At 36.3% G+C, this 22,792-nt stretch carries 17 protein-coding genes and 2 tRNA genes; 9 read left to right on the top strand and 10 right to left on the bottom strand.

Annotated elements, in window-relative coordinates; translation table 11 throughout:
- The first annotated feature begins 104 nt into the window (after positions 1-104).
- The gene (gene murI, locus DDD_RS05960) at positions 105-890 is read left to right on the top strand and encodes a glutamate racemase (protein WP_041567350.1); all 786 of its coding nucleotides are present in this window, start codon (positions 105-107) and stop codon (positions 888-890) included.
- A 55-nt stretch (positions 891-945) separates the two neighbouring features.
- On the opposite strand, the gene DDD_RS05955 is transcribed toward murI, so the two are convergent.
- Together DDD_RS05955 and DDD_RS17245 are read right to left on the bottom strand one after the other, a co-directional pair.
- Positions 946-1,680, bottom strand: a complete 735-nt coding sequence (locus tag DDD_RS05955; protein WP_015361885.1) for a LytR/AlgR family response regulator transcription factor — start codon at positions 1,678-1,680, stop codon at positions 946-948.
- A 32-nt stretch (positions 1,681-1,712) separates the two neighbouring features.
- Positions 1,713-4,073 (bottom strand): histidine kinase, encoded by a 2,361-nt coding sequence (locus DDD_RS17245; RefSeq protein WP_015361884.1) that lies wholly within the window; start codon positions 4,071-4,073, stop codon positions 1,713-1,715.
- 199 nt (positions 4,074-4,272) lie between these two features.
- Here DDD_RS17245 and DDD_RS05945 point away from each other — a divergent pair, with 199 nt between their 5' ends.
- The 6 genes from DDD_RS05945 (at position 4,273) to DDD_RS05920 (ending at position 10,481) form a co-directional block, all read left to right on the top strand.
- Positions 4,273-5,304: an SIMPL domain-containing protein gene (locus DDD_RS05945; protein WP_041566976.1), complete on the top strand. Its 1,032-nt coding sequence runs from the start codon at positions 4,273-4,275 to the stop codon at positions 5,302-5,304.
- A 127-nt stretch (positions 5,305-5,431) separates the two neighbouring features.
- Positions 5,432-6,607 (top strand): vWA domain-containing protein, encoded by a 1,176-nt coding sequence (locus tag DDD_RS05940; RefSeq protein ID WP_015361882.1) that lies wholly within the window; start codon positions 5,432-5,434, stop codon positions 6,605-6,607.
- A gap of 82 nt (positions 6,608-6,689) precedes the next feature.
- Positions 6,690-7,478 carry an FEKKY domain-containing protein gene (locus DDD_RS05935; protein WP_015361881.1) on the top strand — a complete coding sequence of 263 codons (789 nt, stop codon included), beginning with the start codon at positions 6,690-6,692 and terminating at the stop codon, positions 7,476-7,478.
- 82 nt (positions 7,479-7,560) lie between these two features.
- Positions 7,561-10,176 carry a DNA mismatch repair protein MutS gene (mutS, locus tag DDD_RS05930; RefSeq protein ID WP_015361880.1) on the top strand — a complete coding sequence of 872 codons (2,616 nt, stop codon included), beginning with the start codon at positions 7,561-7,563 and terminating at the stop codon, positions 10,174-10,176.
- A gap of 85 nt (positions 10,177-10,261) precedes the next feature.
- A tRNA-Gly gene (locus DDD_RS05925) sits at positions 10,262-10,333 on the top strand.
- 59 nt (positions 10,334-10,392) lie between these two features.
- Positions 10,393-10,481 (top strand) — tRNA-Leu (locus DDD_RS05920).
- Positions 10,482-10,720: 239 nt separating this feature from the next.
- Here the strand turns inward: DDD_RS05920 and DDD_RS05915 are convergent.
- The 8 genes from DDD_RS05915 to DDD_RS05880 all read right to left on the bottom strand — a co-directional run bounded on the left by DDD_RS05915 (position 10,721) and on the right by DDD_RS05880 (position 19,281).
- The gene (locus DDD_RS05915) at positions 10,721-12,418 is read right to left on the bottom strand and encodes an ABC transporter ATP-binding protein (RefSeq protein WP_015361879.1); all 1,698 of its coding nucleotides are present in this window, start codon (positions 12,416-12,418) and stop codon (positions 10,721-10,723) included.
- Positions 12,396-13,106 carry a 3'-5' exonuclease gene (locus DDD_RS05910; protein ID WP_015361878.1) on the bottom strand — a complete coding sequence of 237 codons (711 nt, stop codon included), beginning with the start codon at positions 13,104-13,106 and terminating at the stop codon, positions 12,396-12,398. Before DDD_RS05910 ends, DDD_RS05915 begins: the two co-directional genes overlap by 23 nt.
- Complete coding sequence (locus tag DDD_RS05905) at positions 13,106-15,469, bottom strand: transglycosylase domain-containing protein (protein ID WP_015361877.1); 2,364 nt, start codon at positions 15,467-15,469, stop codon at positions 13,106-13,108. The genes DDD_RS05910 and DDD_RS05905 overlap by 1 nt, the downstream gene beginning before the upstream one ends.
- Entirely contained in the window at positions 15,456-15,950 is a 495-nt protein-coding gene (locus tag DDD_RS05900) for a gliding motility lipoprotein GldH (protein WP_111474642.1), read from the bottom strand. The genes DDD_RS05905 and DDD_RS05900 overlap by 14 nt, the downstream gene beginning before the upstream one ends.
- Positions 15,950-17,326 (bottom strand): PSP1 domain-containing protein, encoded by a 1,377-nt coding sequence (locus DDD_RS05895; RefSeq protein ID WP_015361875.1) that lies wholly within the window; start codon positions 17,324-17,326, stop codon positions 15,950-15,952. The genes DDD_RS05900 and DDD_RS05895 overlap by 1 nt, the downstream gene beginning before the upstream one ends.
- A 174-nt stretch (positions 17,327-17,500) precedes the next feature.
- The gene (locus DDD_RS05890) at positions 17,501-18,163 is read right to left on the bottom strand and encodes a DUF2490 domain-containing protein (protein ID WP_015361874.1); all 663 of its coding nucleotides are present in this window, start codon (positions 18,161-18,163) and stop codon (positions 17,501-17,503) included.
- Positions 18,144-18,728: a leucyl/phenylalanyl-tRNA--protein transferase gene (locus tag DDD_RS05885; protein WP_015361873.1), complete on the bottom strand. Its 585-nt coding sequence runs from the start codon at positions 18,726-18,728 to the stop codon at positions 18,144-18,146. Before DDD_RS05885 ends, DDD_RS05890 begins: the two co-directional genes overlap by 20 nt.
- Positions 18,718-19,281 (bottom strand): DNA-3-methyladenine glycosylase I, encoded by a 564-nt coding sequence (locus tag DDD_RS05880; RefSeq protein ID WP_015361872.1) that lies wholly within the window; start codon positions 19,279-19,281, stop codon positions 18,718-18,720. Before DDD_RS05880 ends, DDD_RS05885 begins: the two co-directional genes overlap by 11 nt.
- Before the next feature lie 34 nt (positions 19,282-19,315).
- Here DDD_RS05880 and DDD_RS05875 point away from each other — a divergent pair, with 34 nt between their 5' ends.
- Positions 19,316-19,807 carry a nuclear transport factor 2 family protein gene (locus DDD_RS05875; protein WP_041566975.1) on the top strand — a complete coding sequence of 164 codons (492 nt, stop codon included), beginning with the start codon at positions 19,316-19,318 and terminating at the stop codon, positions 19,805-19,807.
- A gap of 37 nt (positions 19,808-19,844) precedes the next feature.
- Positions 19,845-22,754: an alpha/beta hydrolase family protein gene (locus DDD_RS05870; protein WP_015361870.1), complete on the top strand. Its 2,910-nt coding sequence runs from the start codon at positions 19,845-19,847 to the stop codon at positions 22,752-22,754.
- The last annotated feature ends 38 nt before the right edge of the window (positions 22,755-22,792 follow it).

Genomic DNA, 22,792 nt, shown 5'->3' with positions numbered 1-22,792 from the left:
AACTTGTTTCAGTACGAAAGCGGAATCATCAAAAATATCCTAACTAGCAAATTATTTTTTAGAACCATTATAATACTTTGTATCTTGTATTTGATACTAAGAAAATGAATAAGAATCCGATAGGCTTTTTTGACTCTGGAGTAGGCGGCACAAGCGTGTGGAAAGAAGTAATAGAATTATTACCTCACGAGAATACCATCTACCTAGCCGATTCAAAACACGCGCCTTATGGTCGTAAGTCTCGAGAAGAAATCATTGCTTTATGCATTAAAAATACGGAGTATTTATTGAGCCAAAACTGTAAAATCATTGCAGTGCCATGTAATACTGCAACTACAAATGCGATAAGTTACTTACGATCGCATTATGATATGCCATTTATAGGGATAGAACCAGCTATAAAGCCTGCGGCGCTTAAAAGCGACACAAAAAAAATAGGAATTCTTGCTACCAAAGGAACATTATCTAGTGAGTTATTTAATAAAACCCAAAAAGAGTTTGCTCAAGACGTTAACACCATTGAAATAGTAGGTACAGGCATCGTTGAACTCATTGAAGCTGGTAAAAAAGATTCTGAAGAGATGTATGACCTGCTTATTAAAATCACAGAACCGTTCATGATTTCTGGAATAGATTATTTGGTTTTGGGATGCAGTCATTATCCCTACATTAAAGATCGATTACAAGAATTGTTACCCAACAGAGTGCGAATTATAGACTCTGGAGCAGCGGTAGCAAGACAAATGCTCAACATTTTAAAAGCAAAAAACATGCTGAATGAAAGTGAAAAACCTGGCGATCATGTGCTTTATTCTAACTTACAAGTACAAACACTAAACTCTTTAACTAGTGAGATTGCTAATAGAAAAGTGTATTTGCTGGATTTTTAGATATCGTAATTGTTATTCGTGAAACTTTATTTAAAAGATCTTTCTAACTAATCTTCTAACTAAAATACTCAAACAACCCCAGCTTTTTACTTGGACTTACGGGCAACTCTACTTTTCCTAACAGCACACTACCACCTTTTCCTTTCTTATAAGCCGTGACATGAGAAACATTAATCAAATGAGATTTATGAATACGCGCAAAACCTTTATCAGATAACATATCATCAAAATGTTTCAAGGTTTTAGAAACCAGTTTTGTGGCGTTTTCTAGATAAATGTGCGTGTAATTATCGTCTGCACTGCAATAGATGATGTCTTTAATAGGCAAGACTTCAAAACCTTCTTGAGTAGGAATGGTGATTTTATCGGTAAGTTGTGAGCTGTTTTCTTCTTTGATACTTAAATCTACGTTCACCTCACTTTCTCGTGTTTTTATGGCTTGTACTATTTCTACTGCTTTGATCAACTCATCTATATCAATAGGTTTAGTCAAGTAATAAGCCGCCTGCTGATTCAGAGCATCTTTTGCATACTGATCATAAGCAGTTACAAAAACGGTTTCAAAGGTTCTATTAGGTAATTTGTCTAGCAAATCAAACGCAGTCCCAAAAGGCATTTCTACATCTAGAAAAACCAAATCTACCTCAGTATGTTCAAGAATTTTAAAAGCCTCATCTACGTTAGTCGCTTCATTCAACACGCTAACGTCCTTGCAATATTTGGCAATATAGTTCTTCAAAATATCTCTTGATATTTGCTCGTCTTCTACAATTATGGCGTTTAATTTCATATTTTGAATTTATAAGCTGCTTAAGAATTCTATTAACTTTTGATGGTCACAACTACAGTAGTTCCCACATCAGGACTCAATCCGGCGTCGGTTACCTTAATATCAATCTCGCAATCGTGCAACTCGTTTAATAAGGCAACCCTATTTTTAATATTACCCAAACCTTTAGAATCGCGTTTCTTTTGATGTTCCGTTTTTATGGCTTTGGACTTTTCTCTCCCGATACCGTTATCTGTTATGGTCACTTGGATTCCTTTTTCCGCTTTCGCGAAAGCAACATCTAAAAAGCCTTTTTCTTCTTTATAACGCAATCCATGCCATACCGCATTTTCAATGATAGGTTGCAACAACATAGGCGGTACTTGCAATTTAGTATCTCGCAATGAAGGATCGATTTCTAAGGTATAATCAAATTTATCCTTGAATCGCTCGTGTTCTAGTTTTAAATACAAACCTAAAAGATCAATCTCTTTCTCTAGCGGAATAAAGTCCAGCTCACTATTCTCTAAAACACTACGCATGAGTTTTGAGAAATCGGCAAGGTATTTATTTGCTGCACGTTCATCATTTTGAGCGATATAATTATTTACAGAATTCAAGGCATTAAATATAAAATGCGGATTCATCTGGCTGCGCAATGATTTTAAAGCTAGCAAATGGTTGTTGATCTTTTGCTGTTTATTATTGCGATACATAAAATAGGCAAGGGTAAGAAGCAACAAACTAAGCGCTACAAGTGAATAAATGATCCAGCGCTGGCGCTGATTCATTTCTTGTGTGAGCTCGCGCTCTGTGTTTACTAATGCCAGCTTATTTTCTGTAAGCTCGCGGTCCTTTTCTAAAGTTAAAATTCTAGTCTGTTTAGCTACAAGTTCTTTTGCTCTTCTTGCTGTAGCTTCTAACTCGTTTTCTTTTTCCAGATAAAGTGCATCGACTGTATTGATGTATAACTCATTATAGTCCAATGCTTTTTTAGTATTCCCAGCTTTTTTATTGAGCTCATAAAGGTTTTTTGCAGCATCTTTTTTTACTTCAAGATCATTGTTTGTGGTTGCTTCTTCTAGACTGGACTCGTAATAAGTTATGGCATCACTAATTTTGTTTTGAGCTTTAAAAGCTTCGGCAATTTTGAGTTGTTCTTTTTGTTTAGAAAGGCCTTCTATTAGCATATTGTCATCTACTGCCATAGTTGGCGCTGCAACGACAGTATCTTCTGAAACGACTTCTTCATCTAGGTCGCTTACTGCAATTTCTGACTCTGACAGATCTATATCAGTATTATTTAAGAAACCTGAAGTACTTGATGGCTTACTCGTACTATTTTGAAGGCGTTTATCTTTAGAATTTATGCTGTCCAACAACTTGATATTATTCTTACGTAAGGCGATTTCTTCATCAAATCTAGAGTTGCTGTTATAAAAATCTGCTGTTTGAGATTGTATTTGTGCGTTAACAATAGGACTTTCCTTCTTTGATTCAATTATTGCCTGGTCAAAATAAACCTCAGCATCATCTTCTCTACCGAGATCATTTAAGAGTTTAGCAATTTTAGAATTGATAGATGTTACCTGTTGAGTACGTTTCTCTTTTTGAGCAAGTAGTAAGACGTTCTTATAAGTTTCTAATGCTAGATCGCCCTGATTGGTTTTTGCATAAGCATCTCCTAAACCGGTCCATCGCCTTATTTTCAAGTCAACAGAATTATTATTACCTGATGATTTTGACCTTCCTATGGAAGAAGAATCTACGTTTAAATATGCGGTGATCGCTTCTTGATAATTACCATTTAATCGCAAAGCATCTGCCTTTTTTACAACAAGCTCTGTATTAGAAACAAGCTGAGCAGCTTGATGGTAATTGGAAACAGCAAGATCGTATTGTTTATTAAAAAAGTACAAATCACCTAACTTTTCATAAGCTGCGCTCTCTTGAGTTTTAGTTAATGATTTGGGATTATTTGAAAGAGCTGCGATAAGGAAATCGGCAGTTTTTTTTGCGTCTATTCTTAGGTATTCTTGAGCACTGTCCATCGCCACTTGATAGCTTAGGGCGCTCAACTCTTTGGCATCTTTTTCTTGATTTTGAACACGTATTATAATGTCATCGTCACTATTAATACGATAATAAACCGTCTCAAAATCAAGTCCTCTTATGATGACTTCTTCACCCATATTTGCAGGCAAACTAAATCTCCCTAATACATCAGTAGTGGTATATCTACCCATTGCGCCTTCAACGTTAATACCAGAAATAGGTGAGCCATTTTCAGTAAGTACTTGACCTTCTAGCACCATACTAGTACTAGAAGTACGAGACTTTTGATTGGAAGTGTTTTGAGCAAAATTGATTTGCACACAAAACAGTAGGAAAATAAATAAGAATAGATGTTTCATTTCGGTGTAAACTTAGTCATTAAAAAATATATGACTGTTTGTAAATAGCTTGTTTTAGGCATTTAAGATGGTGTTTTTTCCGCTTTCGCGAAAGCGGACTCACCAGCACACTTCTTTCACTCATTCAAAACTGTGTTTCACTCATTTCTATTATCAATACGTTTTTATTCCAGATAGATTTGGATCAAAATCAAGAAAAATGAAAAAGATCATCACGTCAATTTTAATGTGCACAGCTCTAGTAATGAGCGCACAACACATGGGTAACTTTAATAGTAAGGTTGCCGATATGGATATTTCTAGAGCAAATATTGCGACCAGCATGGGAAACGGCGCTGCTTATGGAAATCAATATGCGCAACAATACGTTAATCTACAACCTAGCAATGTGCTACAAATAAAGCTGAGGTCTTTGTACAATGTAGACGCAACAGATTATACGGCTGTTTTTAATATCGTTCAAGTAGGTAAAACTGCTGAGGAAACTACAAAACTGATGAACGATAAAATCGAGATCGTAAAGAAAGACCTGAAAAGCAACGGTTTTCAAGGACAGTTCTCTTTAGACATGATATCCTTTGTCCCGCAATATGAAATAGAAGTTACTAAAAAGCTATTCTCTAAAACATATACCGAAGTTCCTGTAGGTTTTGAATTGCAGCAAAACCTCTTGATCAGTTACAAGAAAGACAGTGATTTTCAAAAAATCCTTACCGCTTGTGGTAAAGCCGAGGTTTACAACCTGGTAAAAGTGGATTATTATGTAAAAAACCTAGAAGCTATTTATGAAAATCTTCAAAATAAACTTCTTGAAGAAGTATCTAAAAAGAAAGCCTACTACGAGAAACTAGGTTTTAAAATGGAAGACTACAATGTCATGATGGCCGACAAAAAATATTACCACACACCTAAAGATTTTTACAAAAGCTACCTCGCTGCAGAAAACATAAGCATGGAATCTCTTAAAAATCAGAAAAATGTAACCTCTGTTAGAAAGCCCACATCATATTATTATGACCCTATCCCGTACAACGGTTATGACATCGTAGTAAACGCAGCAATCACAAAGCCTGTTATTCAGTTAGGAATGGATCTAAGCTTACAATACAACTTAAAACCAATTGAGAAAAAACCAGAACCAAAACCTGCTCCAGTAAAAACTCCTGATCCTAAAGTGTATGTAGTAAGTCCAAATGGCCCTATAGATATCAAACAAATACCTAATAATTAAAAATAAATCAAGAATTATACAAAGTAAAAGCCTTTCCCTTTTTTAAAGGGAAAACAGGTTGGCGACGAGGTCAGCAAAGCTGATCGAGCAACCAAAAGGGTTTTACGGTTGTATTAAATAAAACATCATGAAAAATTTAAAAACTCTAGCTCTATCATTGAGCATCGCAGCATTTCTTTCTTGCAAAGGAAATACTCCGCAAAACCAAGTCGCAATAATTGATGAATTCATTGAGGCGCCGGTAATTATAGCGAACACAAAACCTGCAACTATACAAATAGCTTTATTGCTAGATACCAGCAATAGTATGGACGGACTCATCGATCAGGCTAAAACTCAGTTATGGGATATCGTCAATAAAATGTCGAGTGCACAATGCAACGATCAACAAGCATTATTAGAAATTGCTATTTACGAATATGGGAACAGCCGTTTAAGTGCTAACGACGGTTTTGTACGCGAGGTGCTTTCCTTTTCTACAGACCTAGACTTGATCAGTAAAGAGCTGTTTAGTTTGAGAACTAATGGCGGCGAGGAATACTGCGGTACTGTTATCGATAAGTCGTTGAAAAAATTAGAATGGAAGGATGGAAAAAACGACTTAAAAATGATTTTTATAGCAGGTAACGAAGGTTTTAATCAAGGCTCTGTGCCGTTTTCTTCCAGTATCGCACAAGCAATTGAAAAAGACGTCACCGTAAACACCATTTTTTGTGGCGACTGGAATACAGGAACGCAATTACGCTGGAAAGAAGGAGCCGTTCTAGGAAAAGGTGAATATATGAATCTAGATCACAATCAAAAATCGACCTATGTAGCAACTCCTTATGACGACGAAATTCTAGAATGGAATAAAAAACTAAATAATACCTATGTGTATTACGGCCGTCAAGGTGAAGATAAAAAAATGGCTCAAGTAGAAATGGATGAAATGGTTCAGGAAGCTTCTATTCAGGCAAATGTGAAACGCAGCGTAGCAAAATCTTCTTCAAACTACCGCAACTCCACTTGGGATCTTGTAGATGCTATGGAAGATGAGGAAATGAGAGAAGGCTTTTTCAAATCAGAGAATCTAGCTACGTTACCAGATAGTTTGCGTAATAAAAGTATGAAGGAGATTACCGCTTTCGCGAAAGCAAAAAAACAAGAACGAACCTTAATACAGAACAAGATTCAAGAACTTAATAAAAAGAGAGATAACTATATTAAAACACAATCACTAAGTGAGTCTAACGGTTTAGAGTCTGCCATGTTTCAAGCGATTAAAAAACAGTCTAGCTCAAAAGAATATACGTGGGATTAAACAGTGAAATAGTGTTACTTTTTAAGGACACTGAGCGATTTGTTTTATAAACTAAATCAGGAACCATATTTAAAATATATAAGTGAAATATCTTTTTCTTTTATCAGCACTATTTTTTTACTCTTGGACGGTTCAAGGTCAGGCATCTTCTTCAGGTGCCTTTTCTTTTGAATTGCATTTTTCTATTGAGGAATTTGATGTTTACAACTTGTCCTACCTTCCTAGAGATGGTCATGTACTTAAAGAAATTCATGCGATTATTGATCAAAAAAACAACTACATTGCTGTAAAAGGTAAAAATGAATATGTGGTAGGTGTTCCTTTTCCCATTATAATTATTGAAAAAAAGAACTCACCAGAAAATGCAGCCATCCATCAAGTTATTTATATGCATCAGCTTGTAAAAAGCCACGCATCTCCCAAAATAATGATAGATGTTACACCCAAAATAGGTTCCATTTATAAGTTAGATTTATCAACAAAAAGTAACAAGCACAATGACCTTTACAAAGCTCAATTTTGTGATAATGAATACTGTAAATTAGAATACAATACTATCATATCTAAAAAGGATCAATTTGCATTTTTAGCCTCAGCGTCTTTTGAAAATATTCAAAACAAGCCAGCTAAAGAAGAACCAAAAAAGTCGTTTTTCTATTGCTACGCTACTGAATTTATAAATCCAAAACAGGTAAAGGCATTTTCGACTAGATATGATATAGACTTTCAATTCATGACTGGTGATTTAAATGATCTCGCTTTCGCGAAAGCAAAACAACACAATTACCATGTAGCTCTTTTTCTCAATAGGAACTATGGCAAAGAATGGCACGCACAGTTACCTGTTGATGTCATAGGGCTATTTGATTAGAACTTGTTGAAAAACATGAGATAGAATAAGCCTTTTGAATAAGGCTAAATCGTACTTTTGATACTCCTAAAAAAGTATCGTTTTGGCATCAAAATCAAAGAAGGTCACTCCTTTAATGCAGCAGTACAATAAAATCAAGATGAAATATCCTGATGCGTTGCTGCTTTTCCGTGTTGGAGATTTTTATGAGACCTTTGGTGAAGATGCGGTAAAAACAGCACGCATACTGAATATCGTTCTTACGGCTCGTAATAATGGTGGTGATCAAATCGAGTTGGCAGGTTTTCCACACCATTCTTTAAACACGTATTTGCCTAAACTGGTCCGTGCAGGAGAGCGTGTCGCAATATGCGATCAATTAGAAGATCCCAAGCAAACTAAAACCATTGTAAAACGAGGTGTTACCGAACTAATCACACCAGGAGTTGCGCTCAATGATGAAGTTTTAAGTTCTAAAACTAATAATTTTCTTGCAGCGCTTTCAGTTAATAGAAATGTTTATGGTGTCGCTTTTTTGGATATTTCTACAGGAGAATTTTTAGTTTCTCAAGGTTCCAAAGAAGAAGCAGATAAATTGTTGCAAAACTTCAGTCCTAGCGAGTTATTAGTCACTAGGAGCGATAAGAAAACTTTAGCTCAAGAGTTTCCTTATGATTTGCCTTTCTTTCATTTAGAAGATTGGGTATTTCAAATAGACTTTGCTAAAAACTCATTATTGAGCCATTTTAAAGTCAATTCTTTGAAAGGTTTTGGAGTAGAAAAATTAGATCAAGCACTGATTTCAGCAGGTGCAATTCTACATTACCTAGAAGAGACACAACACGATAAGATTGATCATATTTCAAATATATCACGTATTGAAGATGATAATTTTGTTTGGATGGATCGTTTTACCGTTCGCAATCTGGAATTATACACACCATTAAGTCAAGGTGCGGTAACTTTAATTGACGTAATTGATAAAACCACCACAGCGATGGGTGGACGCATGCTTAAAAGATGGATGGCATTTCCATTAAAAGATCCTGCTCAAATTAAAAAACGTCATGACGTAGTAGAGTTTTTTACTGCCTCGCAAGAACAACAAGAAGAAATCAAATCGTATTTAAAACGCATGAGCGATTTAGAACGTTTAATTTCTAAAGTTGCCGTTGGTAAAATATGTCCTAGAGAAGTGGTTCAACTTAAAAATAGTCTAGAAGCCATTATTCCTATCAAGGAAAAAGCGCTAGCGTCTGATAATAAAGCGCTTAACATCATAGGAGAAAGTCTCAATCCTTGTCTTCATCTTATTGAACTCTTCAAAAAAGCCATAGATGAAAATGCTCCTGTGAATATTTTAAAAGGTGACACTATTGCACAAGGTTATAATACAGAGTTAGATGAGTTAAGAGGTCTTGCCACTTCAGGTAAAGATTACCTCGATAATATGCTCGCTAGACATAGTGAAGAAACTGGAATAACAAGTTTAAAAATATCGAGTAATAATGTATTCGGATATTACATTGAAGTAAGAAACACACATAAAGATAAAGTCCCTGCAGAGTGGACTAGAAAACAAACTCTGGTAAATGCAGAGCGTTACATCACGGAAGAGTTAAAAGAATATGAAGGTAAAATACTAGGTGCCGAAGAACGCATTAATGCATTGCAACAAGAATTATTTGAAAATGTGGTGAGAGAAATTCTTCCTTCTATAAAAACAATTCAGAATAATTCGCAATTGATAGGACAATTAGATTGTTTGATTTCTTTTGCTTTGCATGCGATTACTTCAAATTATGTAAGGCCAGAAATTCTAGATAATGACGCGTTAGAAATTAAAGGTGGAAGACATCCAGTAATTGAGAAAATGCTACCTGCAGATCAACCTTACATTCCTAATGATGTACAACTAGATCGAGACTCACAACAAATCATCATGATTACCGGTCCTAACATGAGCGGTAAAAGCGCTATTCTACGACAAACTGCTTTGATTGTTCTGCTCGCTCAAATAGGAAGCTTTGTTCCTGCCGAAGAAGTAAAAATGGGAATAGTAGATAAAATTTTTACTCGTGTAGGTGCTAGTGATAACATTTCTCAAGGAGAATCTACCTTCATGACAGAAATGAATGAAAGTGCCAGTATTCTGAATAATATCAGCGAGAAGAGTCTTGTGTTATTAGATGAAATAGGTCGAGGAACTAGCACTTACGATGGTATTTCTATAGCATGGGCCATTACAGAATATCTTCATGAACATCCATCCAGTCCTAAGACCCTTTTTGCAACTCATTATCACGAGTTGAATGAGATGACTTCACAATTTGATCGCATTAAAAACTTTAATGTAGAAGTAAAAGAACTGAAAGATAAGGTGCTTTTTATGCGTAAATTAGTTTCTGGAGGTAGTCATCACAGTTTTGGAATCCATGTAGCAAAAATGGCAGGAATGCCGCAACAAGTAATTTCAAAAGCAAATAAAATTTTAAAACGCCTAGAAAAAACACATAAGCAAGAAGATTCTAAAGAAGCTATGAAGGACCTTCAAGAAGAAGAAATGCAACTTAGCTTTTTCAATTTAGACGATCCATTACTAGAAAATATCAAAGAAGAAATCCTTCAAGTAGATATAAATACGCTTACTCCAGTAGAAGCGTTGATGAAACTCAATGAAATAAAACGCATGCTGATAAAAAAAGGCACTAACAGCTGATAATTTTCTGCTTTTTCCTTTGCATTATAAGGAAAGTTGTTAAATTTGCAACCGCTTTGAAATGCTTTTGACTTTTAAAGCAATTGCGAAAGTAGCTCAGGGGTAGAGCATCACCTTGCCAAGGTGGAGGTCGCGAGTTCAAATCTCGTCTTTCGCTCTAAAAACTGTTCTTTTTTCAGATTTTATAAATACCAATGATGTGCCGCTGGCACAATCGCTCGAGTGGTGGAATTGGTAGACACGTTGGACTTAAAATCCAATGGGTAGTAATGCCCGTACGGGTTCAAGTCCCGTCTCGAGTACCAAGAAGGTCTGTCTTAATTGATAGACCTTTTTTTATGTCCAAAATTTTACATCCCACAAAAGGGACGCAGTGTTTACTGCCGCGCTTGACGCGGTAACCGTCTCGAGTACAAAAACCTCATAATCAATTGATTATGAGGTTTTGTTTTTTATATACTTTTAAATAGCAAATAGTTATGAATCTAAAGCGCAGGTCTCAATTGTTATTGATAAGTCTAGCATTATTAGATTAAAGATCAAATCACTCAGGAATAGCGGCAATCAATTTCTTGGTATAGTCACTTTGCGGATTTGCATACAAAGCATCGGCTTCATTTTTTTCTTCTATTTTCCCTTTGTTCATGACGATGACTTGATCGCAAAAGTATTTTACAACAGCCAGGTCGTGAGAGATAAATAAATAAGAGAATCCAAAATCTGCTTTAAATTCATTGAGCAAATTCAAAACCTGTGCTTGAACTGATATATCAAGTGCACTCACACTTTCATCACATACAATTAATTTAGGCTCTAAAGCGACCGTTCTTGCGATTCCTATACGCTGTCTTTGACCACCACTAAATTCATGAGGATATCTATTATAATGTTCCTCTGTAAGTCCTACTCGTTTAAGAAGATGAAGGACTTTCTCTTTTCTATGGGCGTTATTTTTTCCTATTCCATGCCATTTCATAGGCTCGATAATAGCTTGTCCTACCGTTAATCTCGGATTCAAAGAAGCAAATGGATCTTGAAAGATAATTTGAATCTCTTTTCGCAGCTCGCGTAATTCTTTACCTTTTAGATGAGTAATATCACGGTTACGGTAAATAATGTTTCCGCTGGTAGTATCAATAAGTCGTAAGATGAGGTTGCCTAATGTACTTTTACCGCATCCACTTTCTCCTACTAATCCTAAGCTCTCGCCAGCAAATAAGTCAAAACTAACTCGATCTACTGCTCTAAAGAATTGTTGCTTTTCAAAAATCCCTTTCTTAAGCTTAAAATCCTTGACAACTTCTTTTACTTCTAATAAAGGCTCTTGATTATAAATCACGGTATGCAGTTCTTTACGAGTGGTAGGCGTGATAACTTCATCTTCTACCGTACCTTCTATAAAATCTGAGATAGTAGGCAGCTTTTTGACTCTTACAGTTGTACTAGGTCTGGAAGCTATCAGCGCTCTCGTATACAGTTCTTTAGGCGATTCAAAAACTACTTCACTTTCTCCTTGCTCCACAATTCTACCTTGATACATGACTAGAATGCGATCTGCAATAGACTTTACCAAGGATAAATCATGTGAAATAAAAAGAATACTCATTCCATATTCTTCTTGTAATTCTTTAAGCAGGTTAATAATTTCCTTTTGCACTGTGACATCAAGAGCAGTCGTAGGCTCATCTGCAATGAGTAATTTAGGTTTACAAGCGATTGCCATCGCTATCATAACACGTTGCATTTGTCCACCACTTATCTCGTGAGGAAATTTATCAAATGTTGTTTCAGGAATAGGAAGTTTTACTTTTTCAAACAGTCGCAATACTTCTTTTCTAGCCGCTACATTACTTATTGATTGATGTTGTTGCAATACCTCAATTACTTGTTTCCCGCAGGTGATAGTAGGGTTGAGAGAGCTCATAGGTTCTTGAAAGATCATGCTTATCTCGCTTCCGCGAAAGCGAGACCAGTCCGAACCTCTCACTTTTAATAAGTCTCTTCCTAGTAAAGTGAGTTCCTGGGCGTTGATGTTAGCTGCTTTAACAGGTAACAAACCCATCAAAGCCTTACTAGTAACCGACTTACCACTACCAGATTCTCCAACTACGGCTAGTATTTCATTTTGAAAAATATCAAAGTTGATATCATGCAATACTTGAGTCTTTTGTTTCCCATTTGAAAAAGAGACGTTGAGACCTTTTATGGAGGCAATGATATTATTTTGAGATGATCTGGTCATCATTAAGGATAGGTTCTTTACGTAGTTTAAGAACTATTTGTGCTACCGCTACCACATCTTTCTCACAATAGTTTGCAATGCGCTGGATATCTTGATCGACATAAAACACGTCTCTTACTTGTGAGCCGTCAATATCATCTTTAGGAGATGGGATATCTAATATGCGTGTTAATAATTTTAAGCTGGTATAATGTTTATAATCACCAAATTTCCACAACTCTAACGTATCTAAATGAGGAACTTCCCAAGGCTTTTTACCAAATAAATTAAGTTTTGCAGGAATCTCAACTCCTAAAATAATCATTCTTCTTGCGATGTATGGAAAGTCAAATTCTTTACCGTTATGAGCACAAAGCAAATGATTTCTATGAGAAAAATGCTCTTTTAATAAGCTTGAAAACTCCTCTAAAAGGTGCTTTTCTTCTCCTGTAAAACTACGAGTTCTAAATTGTTGTCCATCTCGATTAACAAAGAAGCCAACTGATATGCAAACGATTTTACCAAATTCTGCCCAGATGCCAGCTCGGTCGTAGAACTCTGCTGGTGTATATTCTTCATTACGTTGATACTTCGTTTTATCAGCATAAAGTTGCTGATCTATTTCTTCTAATTGGTTAAAACTCTCGTACTGAGGTACAGTTTCTATATCTAGAAACAAAATATTATCTAAAGAGAGTTTTGAAATCATTATAACATGTCTAATTCCTTGGAAACATCATCACCTGGCTGATCGCTGTTATTTAAGCCATCACTACCTTTACTTTTTTTGTATTCCTCACAATCTGTCTCGATAGTCAGGTTTTCAGGTTTTTCAAAAGGTTCTTTAGAAACCTCTAGCGTTTCATCTGCATAGACGCGTTTCATATAACTTCCCCAAATAGGTAGTGCCATAGTAGCTCCTTGACCGTATTTTGTAGTTTTAAAATGAACTGATCGATCGTCTGCTCCTACCCAAACACCAGTTACTAAGTTAGGAACCAATCCCATAAACCAGCCATCACTATTGTTTTGTGTAGTTCCTGTTTTACCAGCAATATCATTTTTAAAATCATAAGGATAATCGGTAATCACCTCTTTATAAAAAGTACTATTTGCTGCCCAAGAGCTATTACCTCTTAGTTTTGCCCCACTACCTATTCTGGTTACACCTTCCATAAGGTTAACTGTTACATAAGCCGTTTCTGGATTCATAACGTCTTTGCTTTCTGGCATGTACTGATAAAGAATCGTTCCGTTTTTATCTTCAATACTTGTAACTAAAACTGGTTTATTATAAATACCACCATTTGCAAAAACACCATAGGCAGCAACCATTTCGTAAAGACTTACATCTGCAGTTCCTAATGCTAATGATGGTACTGCGTCAATGTTTGAAACATCGATTCCTAATTGTTCTGCACGATCAATAACTGGTTGAGGTCCTACTTCATCCATCAACCTTGCAGAGATTGTGTTTTTTGATTTGGCAAGAGCCTCTTGCAAGCTCATAATATTACCATAATCACCACCGGAATCCTTAGGTGTCCAGTCTTTAGCGTTGCCATGCTTCCCAGCAGGAATAGTGTATTCACCATCAGGATATTCTTTACACGGACTATAGTGCAATAAATCTATGGCTGTAGAATATAAGAAAGGCTTAAAAGTAGATCCTGCCTGACGCTTTCCTAACTCTACGTGATCAAATTTAAAATGTTTGTGATTAATACCACCTACCCATGCTTTTACATGACCTGTTTGTGGCTCTAAAGACATCAATCCGGTATGTAAAAACTGTTTGTAATAACGTATGGAATCCATAGGCGTCATGATAGTATCGCGTTCTCTGAACTCCGCTTTCCAGTCAAAGATGGTCATGTCTGTTTTTACATTGAAACTCTTAATGATAGCTTCTTCAGCGATTCCTTTTTTCTTCATTTCTCTCCATCGCTCTGATCTTTTCATAGCGTTTTTCATCGAGGTTTCAATTTGAGAATCTGAAAGATCTGTAAATGGAGCTGTTTTATTGCGCTTTTGTTGATGATCAAACTCTGCTTGAAGTCGTTCCATATGAGCATAAACAGCTTCTTCAGCCATTTTTTGCATTCTAGAGTCTATGGTAACATTGATTTTGAGTCCATCATTGTAAAGGTTATAAGGCTTTTCTGTATCTGGATTGATGTGATCTTTTGCCCAATCCTTTAACCAAGAACGCAAATTTTCTCTGAAGTAAGTTCCCATACCTTCATTATGATCTGCTGAGTTGTAGTTGATCTTAACCGGTAATTGTTTCAGGCTATCTTTAGTAGCTTCAGTCATTTTATTATTACGAACCATTTGAACGAAAACTTGATTACGGCGTGTCAAAACTTGTTCTTTTCTACTCTCTCTTCTTGGATTGTACAGCCATGGATTCTTGAGCATAGAAACTAAAACTGCGCTTTCTGAAACACTTAACTCTCTAGGTTCTTTATTAAAATAAATATTTGCAGCACTACGAATACCTATGGCTTGATATAAAAAATCAAACTCATTTAAATACTGTGTAATTATTTCTTTCTTAGTATACTGCTGCTCTAGTCTGGAAGTAATAATCCACTCTCTAGACTTTTGAATGATACGCTCCACTATATTTTTACTTGCTGTATCAGTAAAATAGAGTTTAGCTAGTTGCTGTGTGATCGTACTAGCTCCTCCTTTTTGTCCTAAATAAGCAACTGCTCTAGCCGTACCATAGCCATCAATACCACTGTGATCCCAAAAGCGCTCGTCTTCGGTAGAAACTAATGCATCAATAAGATGCTGCGGTAAATCATCGTATTTTATGGGTTTTCTATTGTCAGTAAAAAAGGTTCCTAATGTTTTCCCATCAGCAGTTACAATCTCAGTTGCCAGCTCCGTTTGCGGATTCTCTAAAGCTGTGTGGTCTGGTAAATCGCCAAAAATTCCCCATCCTGCCAGTAGAAAAAGTAAAACGAGAAGTCCTACACCTATGGCATACATCTTCCAGAATAAAGAAATATTTTTCTTTTTCCCTTCTTTTTCTTTTGCGATTTGTGCTTTAGTTGCTGCCATCGTGTAATTGTTTTTCTATACTATATCCTACGTTGAGAATACCTTTTAATTGTGCATCTCCGTTTACTTCTCCGTTTTTTCTCATGGCGTGTTTTAGTGCTAGCTGGTAGTTTCCGCTTTCGCGAAAGCGAATACCTTCTCGCAACCATAGTTTATTTTCAAACACATCGTTAGAACCTTTTCCTAAAAACTTCCCGTCTGGTGCTGCCATTTGATACTGTAATGTATCTGTAACGACTTTTCCTTGTGGAAATTTTATCTGAGAGATCAACCAAAGGTTATTGTACTCATATTCATGGGTATTACGCAAATTAATAAAAATATCATATTTATTAATTGTGTCCTGTGGTTCAATTTGAAAAGTAGCGACATCTTCTATCGCCCAGCCTGAAGTAGGCATGTCTTTATACTCTGCACTGACCAGCTGATCGTCACAAGAGATAAAAATCACAGCGGTTATGAAAAACAATACTTTTCTCACTACTCTTCTTTTTTAGGCGGTTTATTCCTGTTGTTATTTTTATTGCGTTTGGGCCTAGGCTTGTTTGATTTTGTCGCTGGATTATTTGCTGGCTTGCTTTTATCATTAGACTTACTTGCAGGCTGCGCTCCAGTTTTATTTTTAGTATTTCTCCTTTTATTGGGTCTTGTTTTCCCTTTAGGTGGAGTTTCTTTTTTGGCAGGTGCGTTTTGAGTGGCAGTTGCTGTAGTTGAATTTCCCTTTTTGGCACTAGGCCTACGCTTTTTATTGCTACGCTTTTTACGGGACTTCGGCTGGTCAAAACGTGTTAAACTGTCTTGTCCTACTACATTTTCAAAATCCACTTTTTCTTCTATAATCAACTCGCTAGCATATTCTTCAATGCTGGCCACTTTTTCTTTGGCTTTATTTTTTGCAACAATTTCATGAACTTGCTCAGTAGTAAGTGTATGCCAGCTCATCCAGTCGCCTTCATAGCAATACCACATAAGACCTTTAAAAATGTCTACTTTTTGACATACTGCTGTCCCTTTGTCGGTATAGAGTTTTTGGTTTTGCTTTGGAAACGTGCTGAGTGCATCCATGTAAGAATCTAACTCGTAGTTGAGACAGCATTTAAGCTTTCCACACTGTCCAGCAAGCTTCTGCGGATTAAGGGATAAATTTTGATATCGCGCCGCTCCTGTTGTAACAGATCTAAAATCGGTTAACCAGGTACTGCAACACAGTTCACGACCGCAAGATCCTATTCCTCCTAGACGTGCTGCCTCCTGACGCAAGCCTATTTGACGCATCTCGATTCTTGTTTTAAACTCACTTGCATATTCTCTTATGAGTTCTCTAAAATCAACACGCTCATCTGCGGTATAATAAAAGGTAGCTTTTGATCCATCTCCTTGAAATTCTATGTCAGAGATTTTCATTTTAAGTTGCAAGCGTATGGCAATCTCGCGAGCACGCACTTTCATAGGTTCTTCTTTCTCGCGTGCGGCGACCCATTTTTCTACGTCTTTTGCATTTGCAATGCGATATACTTGAGGGATTTCTTCACTTATTTTGACACGCTTGCGTTTCATTTGCACGCGCACCAACTCTCCTGTTATAGTCACTATACCTACATCGTGACCAGTTTCAGTTTGTGTCGCGACTATGTCACCTATTTTAAGCTGCAAATCTTCTTTATTAAAAAAGAATTCTTTACGACTGTTCTTAAAACGCACTTCTACATAGGGAAATTTTTTCTGCCCGTCTGGCAACTCCATATTTGCTAACCAGTCGAATACGGTTAACTTATTACATCCACTGGTACCACAAGTACCATTATTTTTACATCCTCCAGGCGTACTACCACCTGTTCCACAACTGTTACAGCTCATCCTTGTATTCTCTATATATTGAAATTGAAACGATTAACTCGCTCAATTGAAGTCATTACTTGAAACGTAAATATAACAATTAAATGCGTGGATTGTTGTATAGAATCAAGATGCTATTTAACCGAAGAGAAAGATTTTCAAGGATGATTAGACTAAAGTCAGATCATATTAATTTTAAATAGAATAATACATCCCTAAATTTAAAAACAGTAATCTTTCTGTATTTGCTGTGAAGTCTTCAAAACGGTATTCGGTAACGAGTTGTAGTTTCAAGTTTTTAGATAATTGACGTCCTAGGCCTAAAGAAAAACGCTGGTCATATCCTGGACGCTCGGCTTTTTCTGCTATGAAGACTGTTTCTAGACTTGCTGTTAAATAATATTCTGAAACATCTGTAGCAAAACCATTTAAAGGTAAAGAGCTAGAAAGCCTGTAGCGCCACCGGTGTGTGGTTCTATCACCTCGCAATCGCTGGTCCCATCGCACTCTATGTGCAACTTTAAGCGCATTGTATTTTCTCTTATAAACGTACTGCTCTGTAAAACGTACTTCTTCAGGTCTGGAATCATCAAAAAGCTCTCTGTACATTACCACAAACCCTATTTGAGAATAAAAACCTACTTCATAACCCACAAATTGAGCTGCTTGAATATGTAGTGCACCAAAACCATCATCAGTGATGTTGCGCTGCTCCATAACGCTATTGAAACTCCATCGATTTCCCGTTTGCCATGAAATATTAAGTGATGGTTGTACAATTACATCTTCTACGATTTGCGAAAAAGACAAAAGTGGCACTAATAAAAACAGAAAAACTCTAGAATAAAATGAAATCATATTCCTGTCTTTTAATGTCACGTTTACTTATAAAGTTTCCGTTTTTATCAAAGAGATATTCCCGGCGGTAAATCTTCCTATTGTTTTTAAAGGCGACGATGATTTCATAATTGTCTACACTTTTTTGTGCAATTTTATCTGCAATTTGGGGAGCCGTTTTATTTTTTCCAACGTATTGCTCTTGGACTTTCTCGATGCGGTATTTTCTAGCGATAGTGTCTAGATATTGCTCTATTTGAGCAAAAGATGCTTTATTGATTTTTCTTTTACGCACATCTATTTCTACATCTTCTAATGTTCCATTTGCGTCAAATTCAATACTGTACTTACGATTTTGATATTTTAATTTGGCCTCATAACTGATCTTGTCGCCATCAGTTTCTCGATAGAAATTCACTTTTTTTCTTGAATTTCCTATGGTTTCCACAAACGTTATGGCATTTTTTGGAAATAGCGCTTTCGATATTTTTTCCTCGCGCTCTATTTTTTGAGTTGATTGTGCTATTGTGTATTCCGCTTTCGCGAAAGCGAGAACAATAAAAATCCATAAAACTTTATACCTCATCGTATCTAAAACAATTTACCTCATGATCATTTACCATTCCGGTGGCTTGCATAAAAGCATACATGATCGTTGAACCTACAAATTTAAAGCCTCGTTTCTTTAAATCTTTAGAAATTTGATCTGATAATGTTGTGTTTGCAGGTGCTTCTTTATAATTCTTCACTTCATTTTTTATAGGCTGTCCATCTACATAATTCCATATAAACCTAGAAAAACTACCGTATTCTTTTTGAATCTCTATAAATAGTTGCGCATTTGTCACAATGGATTTTACCTTTAATTTATTGCGTATGATTCCAGCGTTTTGAAGTAATTCCTCCTGTTTTGCCTGGTCGTAGTTTGCTATTTTTTGAACATCAAACTGGTCAAGTGCATCAAAATAGTTTTGGCGTTTTCGTAAAATAGTGATCCAGCTTAAACCAGCTTGCATGGTTTCAAGAATCAAGAATTCAAATAAGGTTTGATCGTCATAAACAGGTTTTCCCCATTCTTGATCGTGGTAAGCTTCATAAAGATCATCGCCCAGGCACCAGCCACATTTATGTTTTTTCATGATTTAAAATTAGTAATCTTTATCTTTACTACCTATGAAAAATTTTCTTCTCTTATTTAGCGCTATCCTATTGGCAAGTTGTGCCTCAAAACAACCTTTAAATACTGCTGCCGTAGAGCAGTCTATAGACGCCTGGCACGAGGCTGCAGCTCAAGCAAACTTTGATAAGTACTTCAATCTTATGACTGACGACGCCGTTTTTATAGGCACTGATGCCACTGAAAACTGGCAACTAGAAGAGTTTAAAACTTTCTCAAAACCTTATTTTGATAAAGGAAAAGCTTGGTCTTTTACTTCATTAGAGCGTAATATTTACTCGGCAAACGGTTGGGTTTATTTTGATGAATTATTAGATACGCAAATGGGAATTTGTCGTGGTAGTGGCGTTATGAGGATGCAAGACGGCAAATGGAAAGTCGCGCACTATGTTCTATCTATAGCAGTTCCTAATGATAACGTGAGCTCGCTTACAGCAATGAAAAAAACTTGGGATGAGAATTATATCAAAGAATTAAAAGCACAATAATAAAAATACAATCTTTAAATAATACCAACCACAGATTATGAAAAACCTTCTCTACTTCTTCGTTTTAAGTATTTGTTTTACAACTTTTGGGCAAAAAAGAGCGCTTACTCATAATGACTACGACTTATGGAAGCGCGCTGCAAGCAGGGAAATCTCCCCAAGTGGTAATCTAGTTGCCATAAGTGTAGTCACATCTACTGGTGCTGGTAACGGCTATTTAGAAATTCACAATATATCTGGTGATACAAAACACACGTTCTTAAACGGTATCGATCCACAAATAAGTGCCGATGAGAAATATATCTATTTTCTTCAAAAACCAGAATATGAAGAACTACGCAAAGAGAAAAAAGACGAAGTAGATAAAGCCAAGCAATCCAAAAACACCTTTATGGTTTATGAAGTGGCCAGTGGAACTATTATAGATTCTATACAACGAGTAAAAAAATATACCGCTAGTGATAAACGCAACGAATTTCTTATTCTAGAAAAGTACAAAGACCTCAAACCTGAAAAGAAAAAAGATACTACTGAAATAAAAGCAGAAGAACCTTTAAAAGAAACTAAAAGAGAAAAAAGACGCCGATTAAAAAGAGAAAAGGAGGAAGCAGAAAAAAAGGCCAAAGAAGAAAAAGAAAACTCAAAAGAAGAAGTTGAAAAAGTAGATTATACTGAAGATGATTATTTGATTGTATACCTACCTGCAACCAAAGCAAAAGACAGCATTGATAGTTTTAAAGATTATCAAATGCCACGTGAAGGAAATGGTTTTATTTATTCTCGAGAGCAGGGAAAAAAGAAAAAGGATCATGGCGTTTACTACTATGATGCTACCAGTAGGACCTCAACAACTTTATTAGAAACCGCATGGCGGTACAAAGATCTTTCTATAGATAAGTACGGTAAACAGCTTGCTTACAAAGTCGCCATGGACAGTACAGAAATTGATTCTTTAAAATACGAACTGTATTATCAAAAAGATAAAGATGCTTTTACAAGACAACTGGCCTACGGAGAAGGAAACATCAAAAATGGCTGGACACTTACTGATAAAAGAAAAGCACGATTTTCTGAAAATGGAAAACGCTTGATGTTTTACACACAACCCAAAATTGAATACACCATAGACACAACTTTAATGGATGACGAGATTGCTCAAGTGGACGTCTGGAATTATAAAGATCGCATGACACAACCAGAACAAAAGACTCGTATTTCTAGTTTAGAAAGACAATCCTCAACTATTATCTGGGATACTGAAAAAGAATCTATTCAGTTTTTCAATGATTATGATATGAGAGATACCGATTGGGACGATGATATGGAAGGCAATTATGTTATTTATGCAAACAACGATAAATATGACATAGCAAGGTCATGGGATTATCCTTGGAGATCTGACTATCTGGTAGAAAACCTAAAGACGCGTAGTAAAAAATTTATCATCAACAATTCTGGAAGTTCGCCTATAAGAAATCCAGAAAATACGCACGTGATTTATTTCAATTTTGATACCCAAGATTGGCATATGATGAATTTAGAAACTCAAATAGGTAAGAACCTCACTAAATTCTTAGATGTAAGCTTTGCAGACGAAGATGACGATCATCCATCGCTAGCAAATGCACATGGATTTGGAGGCTTTGATAAAGATGGATTTGCTCTCGTATATGATAAATATGATATCTGGAAGCTGGATCCTACCGGAGAAGCTACACCTGTTAATATGACTCAATCAGGTCGTAAAAACAAGATCACCTATCGCACAGAAACACTCGATAGAGAAAACCGTGACCTTGCTACCTATTTTAATAATAAGTTATTGCTCTCAGCCTTTGATCATCGTACAAAAGCAAACTCTTTAATGTTACTTGGTGCAAATGGAATAGGGCCGTTATATGAGGTGAGCGATCGTAATGTTACCGCTTTCGCGAAAGCGGAAAACGCAGACGCTTTATTGATCACATCAGGAAATTTTCAAGATTACCCAGATATAGAATACGTGACTCCAAAACTTAAAAAACCACTTACGGATATCAATCCGCAGGAGGAAGATTTCAAATGGGGAACGGTAGAATTGTTTGAATGGAAAGCTTACGATGAGGTTCCATTAGAAGGGCTTATTTACAAGCCCGCTAATTTTGATCCTAACAAAAAGTACCCAATGATTGTTTATTTCTATGAAAAATATGCCGATAGACTTCATAGTTACCGATCTCCTTTGCCTAGTGCGAGTACGGTGAATTTTGCCTACCTAGCTAGTAATGATTATGTGGTTTTTGTACCAGATGTCGTGTATAAAGACGGACATCCTGGAGAAAGTGCTTACAATTGCATCGTTTCTGGAACCGAAGCTGTGGAAAAATTAGGATATGTAGATTCCACTAAAATGGCTTTACAAGGTCAAAGTTGGGGTGGTTATCAAACCGCTTATTTAGTAACACGTACCAATAAATATGCTGCGGCTATGGCGGGCGCACCAGTTTCAAATATGACTAGCGCTTATGGTGGTATACGCTGGGGAAGCGGTTTAAGCCGTGCTTTTCAATATGAAAAAACGCAAACTAGAATAGGTAAAAACCTATGGGAAGGACTGGATTTGTATATAGAGAACTCGCCTTTGTTTCATATTCCTAAAATAGAAACACCGCTGCTCATGATGCATAATGATGCAGATGGTGCCGTACCCTATTATCAAGGTATAGAAATGTTCATGGGAATGCGTAGATTAGGAAAACCGTCTTGGTTGCTTGTTTATAATGACGAGGCTCACAACCTAAGAGAAACTAAAAATAGAAGGGATTTATCTATAAGAATGATGCAGTTCTTCGATCATTATCTTAAAGGCGCACCAGCTCCAGTATGGATGACAAATGGCTTATCTAGAGATAGAAAAGGGAAGCAAACTGGTTATGAATTAGATCCTTTAACAACTAAAAGAAAGTAAGTTACGTAAGTAAACCGAGACTTAACCTTTAATTCATG

Origin of the sequence: Nonlabens dokdonensis DSW-6 (genome assembly GCF_000332115.1) — a bacterium.
Taxonomy (GTDB): domain Bacteria; phylum Bacteroidota; class Bacteroidia; order Flavobacteriales; family Flavobacteriaceae; genus Nonlabens; species Nonlabens dokdonensis.
The sequence above is the reverse complement of the archived record's forward strand: the minus strand, read 5'-3'. Positions and strand labels throughout refer to the sequence as shown.